General features: G+C 34.4%; 17 protein-coding genes. 1 reads left to right on the top strand and 16 read right to left on the bottom strand.

Features of this window, described 5'->3' with window-relative positions; translation table 11 throughout:
• Positions 1-111: 111 nt before the first annotated feature.
• The 7 genes from HMPREF1212_RS21935 to HMPREF1212_RS21905 all read right to left on the bottom strand — a co-directional run bounded on the left by HMPREF1212_RS21935 (position 112) and on the right by HMPREF1212_RS21905 (position 8,770).
• Entirely contained in the window at positions 112-1,620 is a 1,509-nt protein-coding gene (locus HMPREF1212_RS21935) for a hypothetical protein (protein WP_046151302.1), read from the bottom strand.
• Positions 1,621-1,633: 13 nt separating this feature from the next.
• Positions 1,634-2,671, bottom strand: a complete 1,038-nt coding sequence (locus HMPREF1212_RS21930) for a hypothetical protein (RefSeq protein WP_046151090.1) — start codon at positions 2,669-2,671, stop codon at positions 1,634-1,636.
• A gap of 12 nt (positions 2,672-2,683) precedes the next feature.
• Positions 2,684-3,757: a FimB/Mfa2 family fimbrial subunit gene (locus tag HMPREF1212_RS21925; protein WP_028730187.1), complete on the bottom strand. Its 1,074-nt coding sequence runs from the start codon at positions 3,755-3,757 to the stop codon at positions 2,684-2,686.
• 42 nt (positions 3,758-3,799) lie between these two features.
• Complete coding sequence (locus HMPREF1212_RS21920) at positions 3,800-4,672, bottom strand: FimB/Mfa2 family fimbrial subunit (RefSeq protein WP_046151089.1); 873 nt, start codon at positions 4,670-4,672, stop codon at positions 3,800-3,802.
• A 383-nt stretch (positions 4,673-5,055) separates the two neighbouring features.
• Entirely contained in the window at positions 5,056-5,463 is a 408-nt protein-coding gene (locus tag HMPREF1212_RS21915) for a DUF3244 domain-containing protein (protein WP_028730185.1), read from the bottom strand.
• Positions 5,464-5,616: 153 nt separating this feature from the next.
• Positions 5,617-7,473: a tetratricopeptide repeat protein gene (locus HMPREF1212_RS21910; RefSeq protein ID WP_046151088.1), complete on the bottom strand. Its 1,857-nt coding sequence runs from the start codon at positions 7,471-7,473 to the stop codon at positions 5,617-5,619.
• Positions 7,474-7,501: 28 nt separating this feature from the next.
• A complete protein-coding gene (locus HMPREF1212_RS21905) occupies positions 7,502-8,770 on the bottom strand; it encodes an ATP-binding protein (RefSeq protein ID WP_046151087.1) in 1,269 nt (422 codons plus the stop codon).
• Positions 8,771-9,013: 243 nt separating this feature from the next.
• Here HMPREF1212_RS21905 and HMPREF1212_RS21900 point away from each other — a divergent pair, with 243 nt between their 5' ends.
• On the top strand, positions 9,014-10,222 hold the full coding sequence (locus tag HMPREF1212_RS21900) for an ATP-binding protein (RefSeq protein ID WP_046151086.1): 1,209 nt from the start codon (positions 9,014-9,016) through the stop codon (positions 10,220-10,222).
• 120 nt (positions 10,223-10,342) lie between these two features.
• Here HMPREF1212_RS21900 and HMPREF1212_RS27215 read toward each other — a convergent pair whose 3' ends face one another.
• The 9 genes from HMPREF1212_RS27215 to HMPREF1212_RS21860 form a co-directional block, all read right to left on the bottom strand.
• Positions 10,343-10,549: a hypothetical protein gene (locus HMPREF1212_RS27215; RefSeq protein ID WP_082099962.1), complete on the bottom strand. Its 207-nt coding sequence runs from the start codon at positions 10,547-10,549 to the stop codon at positions 10,343-10,345.
• A gap of 581 nt (positions 10,550-11,130) precedes the next feature.
• A complete protein-coding gene (locus tag HMPREF1212_RS21890) occupies positions 11,131-13,548 on the bottom strand; it encodes an alpha/beta hydrolase family protein (protein WP_046151085.1) in 2,418 nt (805 codons plus the stop codon).
• 5 nt (positions 13,549-13,553) lie between these two features.
• The gene (locus HMPREF1212_RS26445; RefSeq protein WP_052725082.1) at positions 13,554-14,111 is read right to left on the bottom strand and encodes a hypothetical protein; all 558 of its coding nucleotides are present in this window, start codon (positions 14,109-14,111) and stop codon (positions 13,554-13,556) included.
• A gap of 9 nt (positions 14,112-14,120) precedes the next feature.
• The gene (locus HMPREF1212_RS21880; protein WP_046151084.1) at positions 14,121-16,331 is read right to left on the bottom strand and encodes a peptidase domain-containing ABC transporter; all 2,211 of its coding nucleotides are present in this window, start codon (positions 16,329-16,331) and stop codon (positions 14,121-14,123) included.
• Positions 16,328-18,568 (bottom strand): TonB-dependent receptor, encoded by a 2,241-nt coding sequence (locus HMPREF1212_RS21875; protein WP_198293294.1) that lies wholly within the window; start codon positions 18,566-18,568, stop codon positions 16,328-16,330. The genes HMPREF1212_RS21880 and HMPREF1212_RS21875 overlap by 4 nt, the downstream gene beginning before the upstream one ends.
• Positions 18,569-18,661: 93 nt before the next feature.
• A complete protein-coding gene (locus HMPREF1212_RS21870) occupies positions 18,662-19,993 on the bottom strand; it encodes a radical SAM/SPASM domain-containing protein (RefSeq protein WP_046151082.1) in 1,332 nt (443 codons plus the stop codon).
• 202 nt (positions 19,994-20,195) lie between these two features.
• Positions 20,196-20,369, bottom strand: coding sequence for a hypothetical protein (locus HMPREF1212_RS27050; protein WP_157317104.1), 174 nt, complete (start codon positions 20,367-20,369; stop codon positions 20,196-20,198).
• A gap of 56 nt (positions 20,370-20,425) precedes the next feature.
• Positions 20,426-20,830: a DUF3244 domain-containing protein gene (locus HMPREF1212_RS21865; RefSeq protein WP_046151081.1), complete on the bottom strand. Its 405-nt coding sequence runs from the start codon at positions 20,828-20,830 to the stop codon at positions 20,426-20,428.
• A gap of 162 nt (positions 20,831-20,992) precedes the next feature.
• On the bottom strand, positions 20,993-22,849 hold the full coding sequence (locus HMPREF1212_RS21860; RefSeq protein WP_046151299.1) for a tetratricopeptide repeat protein: 1,857 nt from the start codon (positions 22,847-22,849) through the stop codon (positions 20,993-20,995).
• Positions 22,850-23,150 lie beyond the last annotated feature (301 nt).

The following is a 23,150-nucleotide window of genomic DNA, read 5'->3' as shown; positions in this document are numbered from 1 at the left end:
CTTTTTTGCTCAAGTATACAAAGCTAAGTTACACTTTAACTTAAAGTTATAAGCCTCCTCATTCCCCACAAGCTCTTTTCCCGGAAAATATGAAAGTCAAAGATGGATAAATCAATAAGATGTCACCGCACTCCAGCTACCCGACAATTGCAGGTTATTCACACCCAGCAAGGGTAGATTAACAGGGACGGAAACTGTAATATTCTTTATAGGAGTCAGAACTGTACTCAATATAGCACTCAGCAAAGGTATTCCTCCCAGTATACCATCGATATTCGCAATATTCCCAAGTTTTACACTCAGCGTAAGCGAATGGTTTCCATCGGTTTGCTGGGTATATGATTTAAGCCCTAAGTCGACAAAGGAATAATCGGCTTTATAACGCATATTCGTCGCCACGTTAGCCGTTACCGGATCTGTAATATCGATAAAAGCACCATTCAGCAAAAGAGGCCCGTCGATCGTATTCTCAATCAGAAAACCGGATATAAGCCCGTCACGTATGGCACTGATACGGCGAACATCGAAACTACCATGAAAACCACGGATAAGGATATCTTTTTCACTGTAAACATTTCCTCCGGTAAAATTAAATCTGAAGCGGTTTACACCTGTATAATAGGCAGTCACATTATTGCTCAGATCCACCGACTTGGGGAAATTATTTATACTAACAACCGCCGTACGGGCTGAATCTCCCACCCAGGGATTCAATAAAACACCGATTCCGCTAAGTGCCCCCTGCTGATTAGCATTTCCGGTCAATGCTCGTCCTATCTGGTTCACAAGTTCCTTTAGCAAAGAATTATAGAGCGTATCGACTACGGGAATCAGTAAAGCATCAGCTACAATATTTACCGCATTATCAAGAAGCGAAAGAGCAGGTATACGATTCAGTAAATAACGTAATGATCCCGGGGTTGTTACCGATCCTCCCACCGTAGTTTGTATATAATTCTTATACTGTATCTGTGTCACAATATTGTTAACAAGTTGGTTAAGCGCTGTCTGTGCATCCACAAAATTACGGTGTACCCTAAACATTCCGATGATCCGTTGTAACACAATATTCGGATTCGGCGCAGCAGGCGAAAAACTCACCTTCGCTTCATAATATTCCGACGTATCGGAAAAAGGGCCGTTGGGCAATACGATACGTGCATCCGACATCTGCCCTTTATAGTTCAGTAACACATCTGCCACTCCCTGTCCACCGCCCGTAACAGGGTAAGGGAACAAATTCTTATCCGTGTTTCCCAGGAAAACAGCCGTATAGACTCCCCTTGGCAAAGTATCTCTTATGGCAGATAATGGCCAGGTCGTTGTCCCGGAAGTCAGAGGCAACACCTCTTTTTCCTTTACAAACGTCCCTGATTCATTATAAACAAGGTAACGAAGATGACGAACCCGCCCATCCAGGCCACTCACAGGAGTCCGGGTCATACCGCTTTCCGGTGAGAATGTTACTACAAAATATCCCTCCGGGACAACACCGGAGCCTCCGTCATCAGGAGTCTCTGCCGGCTTTTCCGTTTCAACGGGCACCAATTCTTCCTTCTCACAGGCAGCAAAAAGCAAGAGCGGAAGCAAACCAACCCAAACAAGAATAAATGTCTTCATCTTCGTTACTCTTTTAATAGTTTTGAATACCATCCCAGGCATTATCATCCAGATTAATATTATTGGATAAGGTAAAACCCAAGTTGATTTTATTGTAATCACCATCAATCCGTACCCAATGGTTCGGTGAGAATATTATTCGATTGCCGGAGACAACATTGGCAACATCAGCAATCTTCACCGTGTACTGCTCCGTAATACCCGCATAAATAACATCCAGATATAAAAGCGTTTTACGTGCATCCAAAGTAGGCAACATAAACATGTTGAATGTGACTTTACCGGATGCGGGAGCTAATAACCCCAACGTCCTTACCCCGGTGTCACCGACAACCTGCCATTGCACAGGAGTACCATCAGCGGCCTTCACTGCCGTAACCAGCTGTTCGGCTCTCAAACGGATAGAGCTCACATAGGCGGGAATATTGGTAATATTCAGCGTTAAACCACTGGAAATCCTGTTTAACGTCCCTTTTATATTATTTACCTGCTCGGGTTTAAATAATCCTCCAACCGAAACAGTTCCATTATATCCATTACCCATACAGGAAAACAGTTCGGGAACATCCGTTGCATTGATCAACTTCAAATTCACATCGGCCAAGGTCGACGGCCGACCGGATATTCCCAGGTCGAAACGTCTGCCGGAAGCGGCCGGATTAGCGAAGTCATAATCATTCCGGTTATAACCGATCACCATTAACTGGTATGTCGAGCCGGCAGTCATCCGGAGCATAGCCGTATTCAAAGGAAATGCATTTAGATCGATCTGTTTGACGGCTGTATAATCCGGTACAAAATTGGCCGGATCATTCGCCAGGGATTCATTCGTCTTTTTAAACGGCAGGATCAATACCCGATTCACGGAAGGGGTAGCATCTCCAAACGCACGGGTGAGATTGCTCCCTTCTTCCATGATCGACAAAGGAACAGAAACCGTTCCGACTTCCTGATCGAGAGGAATATCATCCGTAGAACACCCTCCCAGCCATAAGGAAGCCAGGAGAGCGGCCCAAAAATAAACATCTGTTGTCCGACGCATAATATTCATACGACATTCAGTTTAAGGAGTCTGTAGAACCAAATCGTGAATAGCCACCCAGTTAGGAGAGATAGTGATGGTGATTGTTTGGTCAGTCAGCAAATCGATCGGATTATCGTTATCATTCGGATCATCCGGATCTCCAACGGTACTGCCTGCAGTCACTTTCCTACCTAACGTATAGAAATGGTTGGCCAGAATATCGAAGCTCGTACCTGTTCCGGGAGAAGAAACCGCCCATGTCCTGAGAGCTGTTCCACTCGCATCATACAAGCCCAAAGTCATTGTAATAGCACTAACAGGAACCATATATTTACCACTAAGCTGTGAATTCGCAACTTTGACAACACCAGACCCAACCGTATTTCCGGTATAAACATCATTCGCTGTACCTTGTGTAGAAAGGTCGATATCGATAATATTGTACGGACTGGTTCCCGCTGTCGATCCGGCACCTGTAGAAAGGTTCGTCACTTTATTGGTGGCCGATACTGAAAGCCGCAGGTACTTAACAGCAGTTCCGTCTACCGTTGTCGGTACATTCTTGAAATATCCCAGAACACCGGCTATCTGACGAGTCATCTGGATACTGACACGGCTACCCTGGGCGATGATCGTATAAGGGGTAGAACCGGCAAAGATCTCCGTTTCGTTACCTGTCGTAGCAATAGTAGCCACCATATCTTCAAACTTAGTCGTGGAAGCAGTAGGTGATGTTATTGCAAACTGATTATCCGCTCCGACTCCAACTGCCAGGAACTTATAATCTCCCATAGCCAGTTTGTTCTCTTCCGGAACGGAAAAACGTTTGAAAGTCGTACCGTCCGTCCAGCCTGCAATATTGTACGATTTCTCAAAAAGATAATCCGAGCCACTCTTTTTAAAAGCATACACATCCACTTGGGTTACATGCTGGGTGGCCTCCTGGCTATAAACCGGAGCACGTGTCACCGAGCCACTCTCTATTTCATTCACTGCTGACAGTTCAAAAGTAACTGAACCGTTTTCACTCTCTACAGGATCTACGTTGTCTTCATTTGAACATGAGGCAAACATCAGTAAAGAAATTACTGATAAAAAAACAACACTTTTCATAAGCCGAAATTATTAAAGTAAATAACTAGAAAAAAGAATATATTATTTGGTGTTTAAGATATCCAAATGATGGATCATAGTCCACTCACCATCGACATACGTCCATATCTCCAATACGTCGGTGATCTTATTATAGTTAACCTCCACAGCAGTTACCTGATTTCGATTCATTATAAGAGGTATTTCCGGAACAACAAGTTCTTTAGATGCATTCCCGGAAGTACCGGAAAAGAAACGAAGGTGTAACTTCGAACTTCCCCCCGCCACAGAAGGTGCCAGCACAGTCTCAATAAGAGGTTTAACAGGCCCCGTTTTGTGAACAGTCGTATTCCCCGTATACTTCAAATAAGGATCTACCGTATCATATAATGAAGTAACTTTTTCTTCTACCTGTGTTATCTCAGACGGGAAATTCGAACAAAGCAGAAGCAAATCACCTTTAGCTCTCTCCAACATTAACAGGTCGGAAAAAGGCTCGGAAGTAAAAGTGATATTTTTATTGGCAACATAAGTATCTGTCAACTCATTACCATTATTATGTAAAATACCGGTTGCCGTTTCCGATTGTATATTCCCCCACACAGTAAGATTATAATCACCCTGAGGTAAATTATTGAACTGAATTGTATAGAACTGGTCACTGCTACTTAATGCATTATCTGACTTTTCTTCAACAATCTGTCCGGTTTTTATATCACGTAACTGATAATGCACCGTACTAATAAATGCACGATAAGGCAAGTTTTCATCTTTCTTTACCAGCTGGAAAACACTCTCTATATTTGAATAATTCTTATCCTTTACATATACTTTTACAGTATGTGTTATTACACAATCATCCATATCTTCTTTTATACAAGATGATAATAAAAAAAGCATACCAATGGCATGAAGAAAATACACAATTCTTCCCATAATAAAACAAATTTATCTTGTGATTAACTTAACACCTAAAATACCGACCAGAGTCATTTTAGTACAAGGAAAAGACAGAGGAAGTATATTTCTTTCGATTTGCATATAGAACAGAAGCTGTAAAAGTTTTGTTTAAAAAGTAAATCCTCTTTTTGGTTAAAAATCAATCGTATAAAAGTTAAAGTAATAAACATTCAAATATACCCAAAAATGATTTATAAAAAGCCATTAAAATGCAAGGTAAATCAGATAAAAAGGATCAATGGAAATAAAAAAATAGAGCCTATATATGAAATATAAACTCTATTCACTTGATTTTACCACTAACAAAATAGTTAGTCAGTTTCACACACTCTCAAAACACTTTGCAAACATCTTATTACCTATAGACTATTACTTCCTTCTTTTTCAAATATTCCATATAGGTGATCTCCCCATTGGTTTGTCAGATCCAGAACATACGTATCTGCATCTAAACCACCTAAATCAATCATAGTATATTCTGCTTCTGAAGCCGAAACTCTCGCTTCATAAAGAACAATGCCATCTTTCGATATTCGTACAACAATATCGGAACGCTGGCTGGAACTTTGAATAGATAAGATATCCCCATTAATAACAGCAGAAATAGGAACAACTCCGGAAGCAGAACGATGCCCTTCTGTCCACCAACCGCCAAATGTAACTGCGGACATTGTCTTTGCAGACAAATCCTGTACTATTAATCCACTGAAAATAAGTACAAAAAATACACATACAATCCATGTAAACATTTTTTTACCCTTTACCATGATTTTAATTATTTGAGATGATTAATACATAACAAAGATATGTGTTTTGCAACAAACAAGGATAGAATCAATGTGGACATCCACAAATTATAAAATACTATTAATAAAGCAATTACCATCTATTATATCCATAAAATACGGACAAATCATTTTTCAATATTCCCAAAGAAAAGCGTCGACTGAAGTTTCCCTATCCAGGGGAGTAACCAAATGTTGGCTGATACGTTCTTTTAAACGCTGTTTCCGTTTAGTTACGGAAGAAGAGGAAATTCCTGTTAATGTCGCTATAATGGGGTTGCTCAGATGCAATTTAATCAGACAACAAATCCGGAGATCACTATCCGTTAATGTGGGGAAATCTTTCTGCAGACGATAAGTTAAATCCTCATAGACCATATTTACTAAATCGAAGATTTCAGTCCATTTATCATCTGTTATATAACGAGGAGATACTGCCAGGTTATTTAATACTTCCATTCGTTTTACCAATTCGTTACAAAGGAACTTTTCACGGTCATGCAAAACTGTATTTTGAACTGCCAAACATTCATAAGTCTCTATCTCAATTCCTTTTTCCTGTAACTTATAAATGTAGTTTTCTATATTCTCCTGTAAAAGCTTATTTTGACCAAGTAGTGATTCATTCTTTTGGCGAATACATTCAATTTCAAAAATTCTATCCTGCAAAGACTCCTGCAGTTCCGTATTTTCTTCTATTTGCAAAGATAATGATTTGATCAAACCTTCATTCTTTCTGATAACAGATTCATTTTCACGCAAATGAACTAAATGAGACTGCAACTGCTTTTTCGTTTTCTGAATATCACGCTCTTTACGCAATAATTTACGTTGGTAGACAAATATCAATGAACCAATTAGTATAAGCAATAAGATCAGAATGGACAAAGCACTTTTTATAAAATGACTTTTCTGAATCAACAATTGATTATTTTCATTTAAAAGCTTTTGCCGGTCATATTTTGCCTGTATTTCAGCCACTTTCATACTACGATTAATATTCTCTACCGAATCCACATACATTCGATATAAATCATTATGCGCTATCGCTTCTTTATATTTTCCGAAATCCCGATACAAATAGTATAATTCCTGGCTTGCATTTTTTTTGACATATACATTCGTCGTATTCAACGCACTTTCTAAATAGTAATAAGCCGAATCAAACTGCCCCATCAACCGATATGTCTCTCCTATTCCTAAACGTATCTGTGAAAAATCAAGGGAACCGGATCTTTCATCTATACCTAGTGATTTTACCTGATAATACAAAGACGAATCTAGTGCCCCCATTCTGGTATATGCCATTGCTATTTCTGCACAAGCCGAAGTTAAAGCTCTTTGACTTCGACATTTTTCGGCAATATCTATGGCTTCCTTATAATATTCCACAGCCTTTTCCATATCGCCACAGATTATAGAAGCACGCCCCAAATATGAAAAAGAGTATGATATAGTTGCACTGTCTCCCAATAACAGGGAGTAATCATGAGCTAGTTTATAAGCTTCAGTTGTTTGAGTACATAAGTCCCTATGAAGATACAATGTTCCCAGATGGGAATTTATCAAACAGAGCAAATTATAATCCGTTGTATTCTTTGCTACATCCCGTGCACGTAAATAGAATGTTGCAGCTTCCTCTGCCCTATTCATATCGTAATTTACACGTCCTTCATAATACAAGGCTGTTGCCTTCCTGAGCGGATCATCCTGCTTCTCAAAATATTCGAGAGCTCTATTTATTAAAGAATCCGACGTATGTTTCAGATAATTTTTATCTCGGGCCTGTGTGCTAAGCAAACACCAGGTAGCATACTGTAATTCATCTTCAGGAGACGGTATCTTCATTGAATCAAGAATAGCCAGAGCACTGTCCGGATGGCTCAACATTAAAGATTCGGCATGTACTAACTCAGGCGGCAACACTTCAGAGCGTTTATTACACATCACAAAAGTTAACAGACAGAGTATAAGGTAAAAAGCGCTTTTCATTCGTTTGTCGTGTGTCATTATAAGTTAATCAGATAATTTCCGTCAGCTTCCAAGCCTGAATATGCTGTATCCCTTTATTGGAAGGAAAAGAAAAATCATCAAGAGACACAACATACTTTTCATAGTTATCCTGAATCGCTTCCAAAGAAGCATATTCGCGACGGACAGTTTGTTCGTCCGAAAGCAGATACGTACTTTGCAAATAAATAATACGATCACCTTTACTGGCCACAAAATCGACCTCTTTATCCCGCATCGCGCCCACATACACATTATATCCGGAACGTCGCAATTGTAAATAAATAAGATTTTCCAGTTTATAACCAATTCCGTAGGCAAAACCAGAATAAAGATAATTCTTAAAAGCAAGATCGTTAATATAATACTTACAATTACCGGATACAGTGTCTTTCCCTTTTATATCATAGCGTTCAGCCTTATGAATCAAAAAAGTATTCTCAATATAACCTATATAGTTAGATATTGTATCATAAGTAGTTTTCCTTTTATTGCTTTTAAAGAAGTTCAGAATATTAGTGATCGAAACCAGGTTGGAGGCGTTATTTACGAGATAAATAAAAATATCTTCCAGCAACTTCGGATCTTTTATACTGTTTCGTTGAATAATATCCCTTAATAAGACAGTATCTTTTATTGCCGCGATATAATTACGCTTGGTTTCATTATTGGGTAAAATAAATAACTCCGGCAAAGCCCCGCTTTCCATATATTCAATATAACTTTGTCTGCTCTCACTTTTACCGGTTATGCCTGCATATTCTTGAAAGCTAAATGGAAATATTTCAAAATTCACATATCGCCCGGATAAAAGGGTAGCCAATTCTCCCGATAACATTTTCGAGTTCGAACCACTGATAAAGATTTCATAACTATCTATAAAGTTCTGAGAATAAGAGTTTACAAAATGCTCCCAGCCAGATATATTTTGTATTTCATCTATGAACAACCAAACTTTCCCATCAGGATTCAAAGCTTCTTTATACTGTTTCAACAAAGTTTCCAAATCATGATAATCCTGTACATAGTCAAAATCAGTAAATTCTTTATTGATATAAAATATATTCCGAGGATTTATTCCACTTTGAATTAACCGGTAAGCAATTTGCCGAAGCAGATAGCTTTTCCCTACACGACGCTGTCCTACAAGAACTTTGATCAGCCTATTTCCTGTGTAATCAAAAATCTTATCTGTATAACCAACCCGTATAAAACCTAATTCAGGAACATTCCCATTCCAAAAATTATATTTACTCAGCAATGCAAAATTTTCTTCCATACTCGAAAATATTTCTTCAAATGTAAGAATATTCTTCCACAATCGAAAATATCACAGTATTAAAATTATGTTTCCCGTGTAACTTTTGATTTGTCTACTTTACATAAGTTATGATTGATAACTTAACAACGAAACATCTACGCCACTGCATATTCTTTCATTCAAAATGAAAGATATCTTTCATTATTATCGAAAGATATCTTATCTTTGTAACAGAAGATTATCTTTGATAAAAGTACGGCTATGATAAGACAAGAAGAAATAAGCCTGGTGATAGACTCACAACGGGAAGTGTTTTTGAAACAAGATTCCGGCTTTAGCCGCGATGCCTTGTCTCAGATACCAATAGTGAATTCATTCGCGACCATCATAACCGGAATACGGCGTTGCGGGAAAAGTACATTATTGTTACAATTACTTCGCCGGGATTATCAGAATGCCATATATCTTAATTTTGACGATATACGTCTTTCCGGTTTTGAAACAGCCGACTTTACCCGTCTGCACAAAGAAATTGAACGTAGAGAAATACGGGTATTATTCTTCGATGAAGTGCAGGTCATAGAAAACTGGGAAAAGTTTATTAACCAGTTATTACGTGAAGGTTATAAAGTTTTTATTACCGGTTCTAATGCCTCTATGCTTAGTGTAGAGTTAGGCACACACCTTACAGGCAGACATTTATCAATGGAACTGTTTCCGTTTTCCTACTCCGAGTTTATTCGTTTCAAAAAATTGAACAATGACGAAAATGCAGTGATCGATTATCTGAAAACAGGAGGAATTCCCGAGTATGTGAAAAGTGACGTTTCGTATGTACTGAATGCTTTAGTGGATGATATACTAATGCGTGATATAGCAATCAGACATTCTGTTCGGGATGTTAATTCACTGCGTCAACTCACTGCATACCTGATAACTAATATTGGAAATCTTGTTTCCGCAAATAAATTGTCCGGGATGTTCGATATAAAATCGCCGGCAACTTTTCTGGAATACTTCTCATTCCTGAAAGACGCTTATCTACTGGATTTCATCCCCATGTTCAGCCATTCACTGAAGATACAAGCACGTAACCCCAAAAAAGTGTATGTGACAGATATGGGGCTCTACACTGAAAACGCCCTATCAACCAGTGACAATATGGGCAGGCGTCTGGAAAACCTCGTTTTCTTACATCTGCGCAGAAGATACAAACACATTTTCTATTACAAAGACCGTGGCGAGTGCGATTTTATCGCTATTGAGAAAAACACTGTAAAAGAAGCCATACAAGTCTGTTTGACTATCACCAATGAAAACTTCGACCGTGAATATAACGGCTTATTGGAAGCCGTACAAAATCTCGGCTTAAAACAAGGCACTATTGTAACCCTTAACCAGAGTGACACATTTGAAAAAGACGGCATAATCATCAGAATGATGCCTGCCGCCTCTTTATTGCATGTTTAATGATGTCCGAATGACTTAACATAAAAGATTCGGCATGTACTAATTCAGGTACTATTATATAGAATAAATCATAGGAATAGACCCAATTTTTTAACACTTCCTATTATTTAACGCCTGTACTTACAAGATCTCCTTTTTCAGGAAATCCGAAAGATGAAGATGCATAATCCCTTCCACATCACTCCCTCTGTTGAACTCATCCAGACTAACTACATATTTCGGATAATTATCCTGGATAGCCATCAGGTTCCCAAATTCACGTTCCCGGGTTTTTTCATCCGGAATCAGGTAAGTCACCTGTATATACACTTTTATCAATTTTATCAATCATAACTTATAAACAACCAGAAATTACACTATATATAAGTTATGTTTGATAACCTAATAATATAACCAATATTGGAAATCTTGTTTCCGCAAATAAATTGTCTGGGATGTTCGATATAAAATCGCCGACAATCTTTCTGGAATACTTTTCATCCCTGAAAGACGCTTTATCTACTGGATTTCACCCCATGTTCAGCCATTTACTCAAGATACAAGCACGTCCCCCAAAAAGTGTATGTGACAGATATCGGGCTCTACAATGAAAACTTCGATCGCGAATATAACGGCTTATTGGAAGCCGTACAAAATCTCGGCCCAAAACAAGACACTATTGTACCCCTTAACCAGAGTGATACATTTGAAAAAGACGACATAATCATAAGGATGATACCTGTCGTCTCTTTATTATATGTTTAATGCTGCTCGGATGGCTTAACATTCAAGATCTAGCATATACTAACCCAGGCGATAACACTTCACAAAAGCGAACAGGTAAAAAGCGCTTTTCATTCGTATGTCGTGTTCTATTCAAGGTGGAAAATCAATAATCAAATCGGATGAAAAGTCCAGTTTCGATTCCATCATTCAGATTTCAGATACTTATCTAACCAACATTCCTCTTCCCAAAGCATATGCAAAATAGACTCACGGGCTTCATAGTTATGTTTTTCTCTTGGTAAAAGGACTAAACGTGCAGGAACTCCTAACCCTTTTAACGCACTAAAATAACGCTCACTTTGCATTGTGTGAGTACCTTGATTGTCATCACATTCACCATGTATCAATAATAATGGATATTTCATTTTGTCAGCATGCATAAAAGGAGAAATTGAATTATACACATCAGGGGCATCCCAATAGAAACGTTCTTCTTTCTGAAAACCAAAAGGAGTTAATGTCCTATTATATGCTCCACTACGAGCTATACCTGTAACAAATAAATCAGAATGAGTTAGTAGATTCGCGGACAGAAATGCTCCATATGATTGACCTCCTACTGCAATTCTGTTTCTGTCTATATATCCTAAACTATCAACTGCATCAATTGCAGACTTTGCATCTGTAATTAATTGTTCAATGAAGGTATCATTAGGAAAATTTTCACCTTCTCCAACAATAGGGAATGATACTTCATCAAAAACAGCATATCCTTTTAATACCCACAAAATAGGAGACTCATAATGTACATAGGTAAAATTATTAAGATTAACCGTACTTTGTCCCGCAGTATTTTTGTCTTTATATTCATGAGGATATGCCCACAAGAGCATTGGTAATTTTGTTTTTTTTACTCTATCATATGCTTTAGGCAGATAGAGTACTCCTGTTAATGGTACACCATCAGGCCGATTATATTTTACAACTTGTTTATAAACTCCTTCTATACTTTTAAATGGATTATCAAAATTCGTGAGTTTATTTACAAAACGATGTTTCTTATAATTTAACAAATAAAAATTGGGATACTCTGTTGGCGACTGAATACTAACTAGTATCTCATTGTTCTTTATAGAAACAACGGATTCTATAGTCAAAGATTTTGTCTTATTTTTTGATTGATAGACTCTCTCTTTCTTCTTTGTCTCTAAATTAACCCTATCAATAAAAGGGTATTTCCCTTTGTCACAATAACCTTGTCCAATTAAAAAGACACTATTTGAATCCATATTCAATATATAATAACCATATTGATTTCTTATCACATCAAAATCACCTGGATCATTATAAATATCACGATATTTTTGGGTAAAGAGTAACTCAGGAGAACTATTAGAAACCGAAGGATTAAAAACATAAGTATTAATATTCTGGGTGGGCTTCCATTGATCAATTACAACAGCATAATCTTTATTACCCCAAATAATACCTGCATAGCGATTCTTTATTTTTACTAAACTTATTGGAAGCCCTTTAAATGGAGATTGTAGTTCAAATATTTCATCTCTATAATCAACATTCTTTTCAGGATCTCCTCCATCCATCGCTTGGACCCAATATATAGTAGAAGGTTTATCGGACCTCCAAGTTATTTCACGCCTGCTGCTTATTGTAGACATAGAACCTTTAGGTATAGACTCCAGTGAAGGAACCTCTTCGATTGTGTCTATTTCATTTCCTTTAGAATCATAAATTACTGTTGTTGTAGAAAATTTATTATAAGGCACCATATATGAATATGGCTTATGTAATATCTCTACAAGTACATATTTCCCATCAGGAGAAAACAAAATTTTTTTATACGATTTTTTGGATGCCCACATTTGTTTGTTACCATGTAAATCAACTAAAAACAATTCAGATTGACTCAACAATTGAAAATTATATTCATCAATAGGACTTTTTATTAAATCTTTATACGTCCGATTAGGAGATTTTACACCTGATTTACTTTCCAGAATAATTGGTCCTGATGGAACACAATTACTTTGTTCAATTAATGATTCTCTCTTAAACGGAATAAATTTGACTAATAAACTCTTTCCATTACTATGCCAACAATAAGGAATATCGATATTCGCATTTAAGCTATCTCTAGAAATACACTGTGCATTACCTGTACAAAAATCAAAATACCATAATTCAACACCTTTATCGGTTGTATTAGTAAAAGCTATTTTTGTCTGATCTGGAGACCATTTAAAATTACTCAATTTTGGAGTATCAGGTAAACCATGAACCTGTTTAATATTATTGTCTTCAATATATTTATATTTAATGTTATTTACATAGGTAACTGTACTTGATATATTTAATTGAGGATTAATTCTTAATCCAGCTAAACACAACTCTTTCTCTGAAAGTTCTTCTATAGATTTATAAGTACTTTCAAACATAAAAAATACCTTTTTGCATTCATTATCTACGGCAATAGATGGTGGAAATGTAAAATCAGTCATTTGCAATATCTCCTTTGACGGTAATTGATAATATTGTTCACTTTGAGAAAAAAGCGAAAATATATCAAAAACAACAATAATAACAATCAAATATTTACACATAACAATTAATATTTTTTTAGTTTTCTAGATAATAAAAAGTATCTATATAAAGATTGACTGGATAATATAACAGTACCCTCAAAATCAGAATTATAAAAAAAATGTTCATGAAAAATCATAAAATTATTACTCTCTATTTCTATTTTAAAAAGATCACCTTCAGAAAGAGGATATGTTCGTGATACGATTGCTTCAAAATTAATCTTACACCAAAAATTACTTGCATTCACATCTACTTTTTGTCCAATTACAATTTTTTTTGCTATATCTTTTTCAACATAAGCTTTAAACTTCAGTTTATTGGAAATATTATCTGTATAATCAATATGATTTAATCCGTTTGAATCAGTAACCTGATTTAGTTTTTGATTTTCATTTGATAACTCTAATTTTACAGAATAAGATTCATTATAAGGGATAAAAAACAATAGAATAAATAAAAACAATAGAATAATCAAAACAATAACTACTTCATATCGTAATAATGAAGCTGGTATATTACCAATAATAGATCTAATCTTCTCGCTTCTTAATTCTATATTTTCTAAATTACAATTTTTCATATTTTAAAACTAAATGCCTAATTCTAGTTGATTTTTGACTAATTCATAATACTGAGATTTTCTACTTACTAAACTATCATGATTTCCTTGTTCAACAATACAACCATTATTTAATACAACTATTTGATCTGCATTCTTTACAGTACTTAAACGATGAGCAACAATTACAACAGTCTTTCCTCTATAAAAAGAAGACAGATTATCTATGATAGTTTTCTCATTGTTAGCATCTAACGAATTTGTTGCTTCATCTAAAAAAATAAATCTAGGATTCTTATATGCAGCTCTAGCAATAAGTAAACGTTGCTTCTGCCCCTGGCTAAGAGTTTGTCCGTCCCGCCCAACAATTGTATTATATTGAAGAGGTAAACTCAAAACAAAATCATGGATATTCGCAATTTGAGACGCATAGATCAGTCTTTCCAAATCAATTTCATCAGAAGATATAGCTATATTTTTAGCTATTGATTCAGAGAAGATAAACCCATCCTGCATTACAACACCGCATTGCGTTCTCCACCAAGATAAATCAATACTATTCAAATTCGAATCACCAATTTGTATGCAACCTGTAATTGGACTATAGTAACCTAATAAAAGTTTGATTAATGTAGTTTTTCCACTACCACTCGCACCCACAATAGCGGTAATTTTACCTTCGGGAATATTTAGACATATATTCTTCAACACTTTTTGAGAGTAAGGACCTTCATATTGAAAAGTTATATTATCAAGAAGAATATCATTTGTTTTTGATAAATATTGCAAATTCCTACTTTTTGAAATTTCATCTTTTTGACTATGAATCTCACTCATTCTTTCAAGACTTATATTTACATCTTGCAATTGATATACAAAATTCATAATTCTTTCAACTGGAGAATTTAATTGCCCGATTATATACTGTATAGACATCATCATCCCTAATGTTAATTCCCCATGAATAACAGCAGTAGCGGACAAAATGGTGATTAATAGATTTTTAGACTCATTTATAAAAATACCCCCTGCTTCTTGGATCTGTTGCAATGACAATGTTTTCAAATTAATATTAAATAAATCAGCTTGAGTATCTTCCCATTCCCAACGCTTACGTTCTTCACATCTCTGAAGCTTTATTTCTTGCATACCATTTATCAATTGGAGTACTTTATTTGAATTAATTGCTTGCTGTTCAAATAATTTGTAATCAAGAATTTTTCTCTTTTTCAAAAATAATAATAGCCATAATCCATAGATAAGACTTCCTGTAATAAATATTAAAAATATTTGATCATTATAGACAAATAAAACAGTTCCAAAAACAATAAAATTAAACAACGAAAATAATAATGTAAGAGATTGAGTTGTTAAAAATTTTTCTATTCTTTTGTGATCCTCTATTCTTTGAAGCAAATCACCTTGTAACTTTGCGTCAAAAAAGGCCATTGGCAATTTCATTAATTTTATAAAAAAATCTGATATTAATGAAATATTGATTCTCGCACTAATATGTAACAAAATTCTGTTTCTGATGAAATCAAGACTCATTCTTCCAAACAGCAACATCAATTGCGCTAAAAGAATAAGAAGAATAAAATTGAAATTCTTATTTTGAATTCCTATATCGACAACTGATTGCATTAAAAAAGGGAAGATAAGAAGTAATATACTTCCAACAAGTATTGCTACAATCAAATGACAAAAAGATTTTTTATATTGTTCAAAATAAGTATATAAAAATAATAATTTAGAATACTTTTTCTCCTTATTCTGTTTATTTAAATCAGCTGTCACGCCAGAAGGTTCCAACAAAAGAACTACACCTCTCTCTTCTTTATCTACCTTTGTACAAATCCAATGATCTTTAAATTCATGTTCAGAATATGTCAATAATCCTTTCCCTGGATCTGCAATATAAATTACAACACTACTCTTTTTAACTTTTATTTTATATAAAACAACGAAATGATTTTGATTCCAATGTATTATACAGGGTAATATTGTATTTTTAATCAATTGGTCTTGTGTGAATAACCCTCCGGTAGTTTTAAAACCCACATTTTGGGCTAGTTTACTTATATTCAACAGTGAAGTTCCATCCTTTCCTGCATATGAGTGATTCCGCAGAAATGCTAATGAATAGTCAGCTCCGTAGAAAGATAGTATCATCTTAAGACAGGCTGGACCACAATCCATCGAATCCAATTGTTTAAAAAAAAGGAACTTCTTTTTCATCATAATCTATTTATATCATCTTGAGCGGCATTTTGCCCTCTATAATTTTTCTTACTATTATTGAACTTATATCGTATTGATAAAGAGAAAGTTCTCGACTCGCGCTTTCGATCCTGATCAAATATAAAGTTACCAACATTCATGATCGTTCCCTCTTTAACTCCATCAAATATGTCATGAACAAAAAAGTTTAGCTCTAAAGACTTGTTAAAAAAAGATTTTCTTAATCTGAAATCAACTCTATTAAAACCTTTTAATTGCTCGATATACGAATTATAGCGACTTTGGTAAGAATAATTCAACGAGAAAATAAAATCACACGGCAACACGAAATCATTATAAAAGCTACAAGAAAAATCAGTACGATTTTTCAATTTTTGCTCCATATCAAAAAAGGGTTGAATAATTCCTCCCGTTATTTCTGATTTCCAGATTCCCAAAGAATAATTTGCAGAAATCAAAAAATCTACTTTTTGATACTTTTGATAATTTTTATAGCTCAATATTGATTCAGCAGAGGTTATTGGATCACTTTCAAAAGTATAACTAATCGGTTTTTTCACGAAAGTATATCCTAGACCAATATTTAAAAACCTATATATCATTTGATAATTTATCTCATAAATACCCTCTTTTTCAAGATAAGGATTCCCTTTTTGAGTCAAGAAGCGATTTACATATACATTATTGTTGTTAAGTTGTACAAATGATGGACGTTTAGTTTTCCTATTGGCACTCAGAGCCATACGTATCAATCCAAATTCCCGAGCTAACGTTATATTAGGATAAAAATCATGATACCTTTTATTCACCTTCTCTATTTTTTGTATACCCTCCGTAGAAAGCTCTTTGGAATATTCATAACGTACTCCCGCTGCTAGTTCCAATTTTCCGAATACTTTCTGGTAATTTATGAATCCGGCAGCTTTATTTTCATGATTTGTATATATATTGTTTTTAACATAACCATCTTCATTAAAATAATAGCCGTTACCTCTAATATTATTAAACTCTGCCCCAAACTGGAGTTTCCCAATATTCTTCATATCATAGTCAATTGTTAGCTTCCCCGCATATAAATCAAATAACGAATAACTATCTGTCTCTACTATCCTATTGCCTGTTATGTAAGACTGTTCATCTGTATGTTGAATTGACTGTGTTTTATTTTTTAAATAATCAAAATCGAATTGAAGAATAAAATTATCATTGAAAACCCCCTGATAAAAAGCATTTAGTAAATGCCTTTTCGGATCATCATTAATAGTATAAAGACTTTTTACATCATCATAAAATAAATCATTTGCAGTAATAAATTGCGTAGAACGTACTTTATTTCTAGTTTCAGAAAAAGAAGTCTGATATTGTACACCAAATGAATGTCTGTCATTCACACTCCAATCAAACCCTCCGGAGAAATTGTAATTAGCAAACTTATACTTATAAGGAAATTTTATTTCTTGTTTCCATAATGTGTCGGCATTTATCGTATATAAAGTATTTTCATCAACTTTCTTCTTCTCATAACAATGGTAAAAGGAGGCAAACAAACTAAGCCCTTTATTTCCATAAGAAAGACTTAGATTCTCCTCATCCCCTAAATATATTGATTGTTCCAATGTCTCAGATAACTGAATAGATAAGCCGGATACAGTCTTCTTGGTATTGATAATTAATACGGCTTTCCCTTCAGCATCATATCGTGAACCGGGATTCTTAATAAGCTCTACTGATTCAATTTCAGAAGACTGTAACCTCTCAAGCTCTTTCTGGTCCATACATTTCCTATGATTTATATAAATAATTGGAACACCTTTTCCAAATACATTCACAATTCCCTCTTTCATATTTATTCCGGGGATTTTTTCCAGAACATCGCTCGCTGAACCTATTGAATTTAACAAAGTTCCTTCTACATTTGTTATCAACACTCCATTTTCCAATGCATATATAGGTCTGGAAGCCGTTACTACCACTTCCTTCATAAACACGGAAGAAGGATGAAGAAGTAATCTCCCCATATCATACATCTGCTTATCTATATAATGCGTAGACACAATCGTCTCATAGCCTAAAAAAGATATTTTAATGATATATTTTCCATAGGGAATATTTATCAAGGAAAAATTTCCCACATTGTCTGATGTTGTCCCATCCACAAAAGCAGAATCAATATCCATTACCAAAATATTTGCAAATGCTACAGGTCCGGAATCATCCATTAACAATCCTTTCACCATACTAACCTGATTCTGTGAATACAGATTTAAGCCAATGAATAAAAAGGTTATAAAGAATATGTACTTATTTAACGCCATTATCCACAATTATGTTTAACAAAGAGAGTTTCCTAATTTACAGTAAGTTATAGAAGAGTAAAAGTCCAAACCTTGATATATAGGCTTTATACGACAATTACGATAAGTACACTTTTTATTAAAAGCACATGAATGACACGATTTTAAATCTTTGAGTTTAGTCTCACCTCTAAAAATATTCCATTTACTATTCTGCCATATATCTATTAATCTTTCATTTCCAACAATTCCCATCTTAAATTCGTCCATACCAAATGCATATGAGCAAGGATAAACTTCAAGCTGTGGGTTTATACAAAGAGTTTTTGTGCCTCCACTACAATAAATTAGATCTGTATTATCTTCGTAAGACAAAGTTTCTTCTGCATCATTCAATCGAATCATCTTATCCGGATACAACTCTCTAAGCTCAGATAGTTTATTTTTGATATAGAATATTTTTTCTCTTGACAAGCATAATTCATTATTTTCACTACCTCTTCCTAGAGGGAATATTATATTGATATTTATATTATGAGCTTCCAATTTCCTGAATCCCAGATCAAGTATTTTCTCTATATCTAAATAATTAAAACTATGCAAAGTCGTATTTAATGAAAAATAAATACCATTCTTTTGTAGATTCATTATGTTCTTGACAGTCCGATCAAAAGTATTTTTCCCACGCAAAAATTCATGTATTTCACTCTTTGAACCATCAAGAGATATACCAAATCTAAAATTATGTCCTTTTACAATATCAATTATATCACTATCTAATAGAATTGCATTAGTCAGAATTGATTTTTGATATTTTTTTTGAACTAAATGTTTCAATAATTTTTTTATATCAGGGTAAATAAAAGGCTCTCCCCCTGTTATCTTCAAGCTTTTGATATTCAGTTCTTCTATTTCATCACAAAAAGCCATTAGTTTTTCAATAGAAGAGAAATCTAAGGGATTAAATGGTGTAGACTCTTGAAAGCAATGCTTACATTGTAAATTACACTTTTCAGTTAATACCAAATCAATTCTCTGAGGTGTATAATTTACAAATAAAGGCAATCCATCTACTACAATATCTTTGTTATTTGAGTTTGGTAGATTCGATTTCTCTAACAAATCACTAAATTCCATTCTATGAAAATTCTCTTCTAATTTCAATATGTCTATAACAACTCTATTCTTTTTAAAATATTCATATACATAATCTAAACTTAAAACATTATATTTAAACATTTTAAGAACACAATAAAATTCTTGTGATATATCATATTCAATAGAAGACTTTGTATTAAATAGCATAAACGAATCTTTCTGATTTTGCCTCAATACATAATTTTTTCCTAAAGTATATTTGATTTCCATTGATTATAAAATTTAAATTCGATATATTAAGTTTATATTTAATGGGGTTGTCTAAAAAGTCTTTTACACTCTATTTTATTCGGATACCTACCTGACTTGATTGACAAATAAGTAGCTTTTTAGACAGCCCCATAATTTTATAGCTACAGTTGTAGAGGATTCTTTTCAATCTAGTATTTATTGACAGTTTATATCAATATACTTACAACTCTTTTTTAGGTTGATCTTTACCTTTGCCATTGCAACATCCAATACCGCCATCCTCTTCGGATGTTGAAGTATCTTCAGATATTACATATTCACTAGAAACACCACCACGAAGAGAATTTAGTTCTTCTTCTGTCAGTAAAATGACATTCTTTTCATTTGTTTTCATAATTGTAATTGCTAAATATTTGTGTCTACTCTTATAAGGCTTTTCGACATTCTCCTTTATTGTTGCAACAATGATTCATTTAAGTACCCAACTAAATAGTCCCCCCATTGATTGGTCAACTCAACAGAATAAACTTCTTCATTAAAATCACTCAAATCAATTTTAATACAATCAGTTACCAAAGCAGGAACAATCTCTTCATAAACAACTTCACCATTTTTTGATATACATATTGTTATATCAGAATATTGGGAACTACTATGAATAGTCAAGATATCGTCATTAACGAAGGCTGAAATCGGAATAAGAGGGGAAATAGAACGACTTACTTCTAGCCACCTCCCCACAAAAGAGACTTCCTGAGATGTTCTTGCGGACAAATCCTGTAAGATTAATCCTCCAAAAACGAATACAAGGAAAATACAAACAGTTCCAGAAAACATTTTTTTACTCTTTAGCATGACATCACATTTAGTTGATTAAGATATGCCAAAGATATACGTTTTATCACTGGTTAACAGAAGGATATGGGAGACATAGAGTGGACAGAACGAGAATCGCAAACTATTGTTTTAGAAAGAAATAGCTATTTTTATATTTCAAAAATGTGGACAATTCATTTCTCAGTATTCCCAAAGATATGTTTCAATAGACATTTCTTTCTCCAAAGGTGCTTCCAGATACTGATTAATCCGTTCTTTCAAACGCTGTTTACGCTTGGTTACAGATGAAGGAGAAATACCCGTTAGTACGGATAGAAGTGAATTACTTAAATGTAATTTTATTAAGCAACAGATTTGAAGATCGCTATCCGTTAATGAGGGAAAGTCTTTATGTAAACGATCTGTTAAGTTAGGATATACTATATCTACAGAATCAAAAATTTCAGGCCATTGGGATTCCTGAATACATTTAGGGGTCAACTTAAGTTTACTCAACACTTCTATACGCTTAATCAACTGGGTACAAAGATATTCTTGACGATCATGTAATGCAGTATTCTCCACTGCTAGGCGTTTATACACTGCTAACTCTTTGCCCTTAGCCTGTAAACTAGAGATATACTTCTCAATATCTTCTTGTAATGACTTATTTTGAATTTGCAATAAAGCATTTTTTTTGCGAATTTGTTCGATCTTCAAAGCCTGATCATTGATATGCTCTTGCAATCCGAAACTATCTTCTACCTGTGAAGATAATGAGTCTATTAGATTATCATTCAGTCGAATTATAGCTTCATTCTCATGCAATTGAATTAAACGTGACTGCAATTGATCTTTAGCATCCTGAATAGCACGTTCTTTTCTTAACAACTTACGCTGATATAAGTATATTAACAAGCCAATTAGAAAAATCAACATCACAATTCCACACAATGCAATCTTTTCTATTTTTCCCTTCTCCATTTCTAGGCAATTGTTTATATTCAACAACTTTTCTTGATCATACTTAGATTGAATTTCTACTATTTTCGTACAATGATCAATATTCTCTACAGAATCCGCATATAACCAATACTGGTCATTATATTCGATTGCTTCTTTACATTTTTCAAAATCTCTACATAAATAATATAGACACTTAAAGGCATCCTGTTTTGTGTAAATATTAGTAGTATTCAACGCCTTCGCCAAATAATAATAGGATGAATCAAATTGTTCCATTAATCGATATGTATCTCCCATCCCCAAATATGTTTGAGCCAAAGTAAAAGAACCGTTTTTTTCATCTATATCTATTACCTTCTTAAGATAATATAAAGAGGAATCTAACTTTGCCTTCCCAGTATACACTGCAGCCAATTCATTAAAAGCAAAGGATAAAGCTTCCTCATTTTTAGATTGACTTGCAACTTCTATAGATTTTTTATAATAATCAACAGCTTTCTCCATATTTCCACAGATAACAGAAGCACGTCCTAGATAAGACAAAGAATAAGAGATTATTGAACTATCACCCATCAAGACTGAATAATCATAAGCTGCTTTATACGCTTCTGATGTTTGGGGACATAGATCCCTATAAAGATATAACGTACCCAAATGAGTATTTATTAAATGAAGTAAATTATAATCCGTTGTACCTTTAGCCACATCTCTTGCCCGTAAATAAAAACTGGTTGCCTCTTCCGCATTACCAAGATCATAATTAACGCGTCCTTCATAATATAACGCCGTTGCTTTTCTCACCGGATCATCCTGTTTTTCAAAATAATCCAACGCAATATTAATTAAGGAGTCGGAAGTATGCTTCACAAAGTTTTTATCACGTGCTTGAGTAATTAACAAACACCATGTCGCATATTGAAATTCATTAGACAGTGAAAAAGTTTTCATCGAATCTAAAATCATCAGAGCACTATCCGGACAATGCTGCATCAACGATTCCGCCCGAGACAGTTCCGGCAATAACTCTTTTGGATGATCGGTGCACATCACCAAAGAGAATAAACAGATTATTAGGTAAACGGCGTTTCTCATTTCATACAGCGCATAATTTGTAAAGCCACTAAGGTAATAAAACAATTCGATCAAAGGCAATAAATTATCAATTTATTGCTGTAACCACACACAAATAGTTGGCAGACATTCTTTGAACATGCCCAGACGACTAACACATCCATTATAGTTTTGAAATGAGGAATAAGGAAAAGTCAATTATCAAAATGATATTAGTATAGCAACTAAATGGGATTAATATAGCGGGTAAATTAAATTAGTATTGCGACTGATATTTTTTAACATATCATATAGACAGATGAAAAAAATACTCACCTCCTGG

It is taken from the genome of Parabacteroides sp. HGS0025, from assembly GCF_000969845.1.
Taxonomy (GTDB): Bacteria; Bacteroidota; Bacteroidia; order Bacteroidales; family Tannerellaceae; genus Parabacteroides; species Parabacteroides gordonii.
The sequence above is the reverse complement of the archived record's forward strand: the minus strand, read 5'-3'. Positions and strand labels throughout refer to the sequence as shown.

What these genes read in the sequence shown, in the direction of transcription:
- HMPREF1212_RS21870 (WP_046151082.1), bottom strand. Translation starts at nt 19,993, where the DNA reads ATGGAAATCAAATATACTTTAGGAAAAAATTATGTATTGAGGCAAAAT.
- HMPREF1212_RS21880 (WP_046151084.1), bottom strand. Translation starts at nt 16,331, where the DNA reads ATGATGAAAAAGAAGTTCCTTTTTTTTAAACAATTGGATTCGATGGAT.
- HMPREF1212_RS21900 (WP_046151086.1), top strand. Translation starts at nt 9,014, where the DNA reads ATGATAAGACAAGAAGAAATAAGCCTGGTGATAGACTCACAACGGGAA.
- HMPREF1212_RS21910 (WP_046151088.1), bottom strand. Translation starts at nt 7,473, where the DNA reads ATGAAAAGCGCTTTTTACCTTATACTCTGTCTGTTAACTTTTGTGATG.
- HMPREF1212_RS21930 (WP_046151090.1), bottom strand. Translation starts at nt 2,671, where the DNA reads ATGAATATTATGCGTCGGACAACAGATGTTTATTTTTGGGCCGCTCTC.
- HMPREF1212_RS21925 (WP_028730187.1), bottom strand. Translation starts at nt 3,757, where the DNA reads ATGAAAAGTGTTGTTTTTTTATCAGTAATTTCTTTACTGATGTTTGCC.
- HMPREF1212_RS21920 (WP_046151089.1), bottom strand. Translation starts at nt 4,672, where the DNA reads ATGGGAAGAATTGTGTATTTTCTTCATGCCATTGGTATGCTTTTTTTA.
- HMPREF1212_RS21905 (WP_046151087.1), bottom strand. Translation starts at nt 8,770, where the DNA reads ATGGAAGAAAATTTTGCATTGCTGAGTAAATATAATTTTTGGAATGGG.
- HMPREF1212_RS27050 (WP_157317104.1), bottom strand. Translation starts at nt 20,369, where the DNA reads ATGAAAACAAATGAAAAGAATGTCATTTTACTGACAGAAGAAGAACTA.
- HMPREF1212_RS21890 (WP_046151085.1), bottom strand. Translation starts at nt 13,548, where the DNA reads ATGTGTAAATATTTGATTGTTATTATTGTTGTTTTTGATATATTTTCG.
- HMPREF1212_RS21935 (WP_046151302.1), bottom strand. Translation starts at nt 1,620, where the DNA reads ATGAAGACATTTATTCTTGTTTGGGTTGGTTTGCTTCCGCTCTTGCTT.
- HMPREF1212_RS21915 (WP_028730185.1), bottom strand. Translation starts at nt 5,463, where the DNA reads ATGGTAAAGGGTAAAAAAATGTTTACATGGATTGTATGTGTATTTTTT.
- HMPREF1212_RS21865 (WP_046151081.1), bottom strand. Translation starts at nt 20,830, where the DNA reads ATGCTAAAGAGTAAAAAAATGTTTTCTGGAACTGTTTGTATTTTCCTT.
- HMPREF1212_RS26445 (WP_052725082.1), bottom strand. Translation starts at nt 14,111, where the DNA reads ATGAAAAATTGTAATTTAGAAAATATAGAATTAAGAAGCGAGAAGATT.
- HMPREF1212_RS21875 (WP_198293294.1), bottom strand. Translation starts at nt 18,568, where the DNA reads ATGGTGAAAGGATTGTTAATGGATGATTCCGGACCTGTAGCATTTGCA.
- HMPREF1212_RS21860 (WP_046151299.1), bottom strand. Translation starts at nt 22,849, where the DNA reads ATGAGAAACGCCGTTTACCTAATAATCTGTTTATTCTCTTTGGTGATG.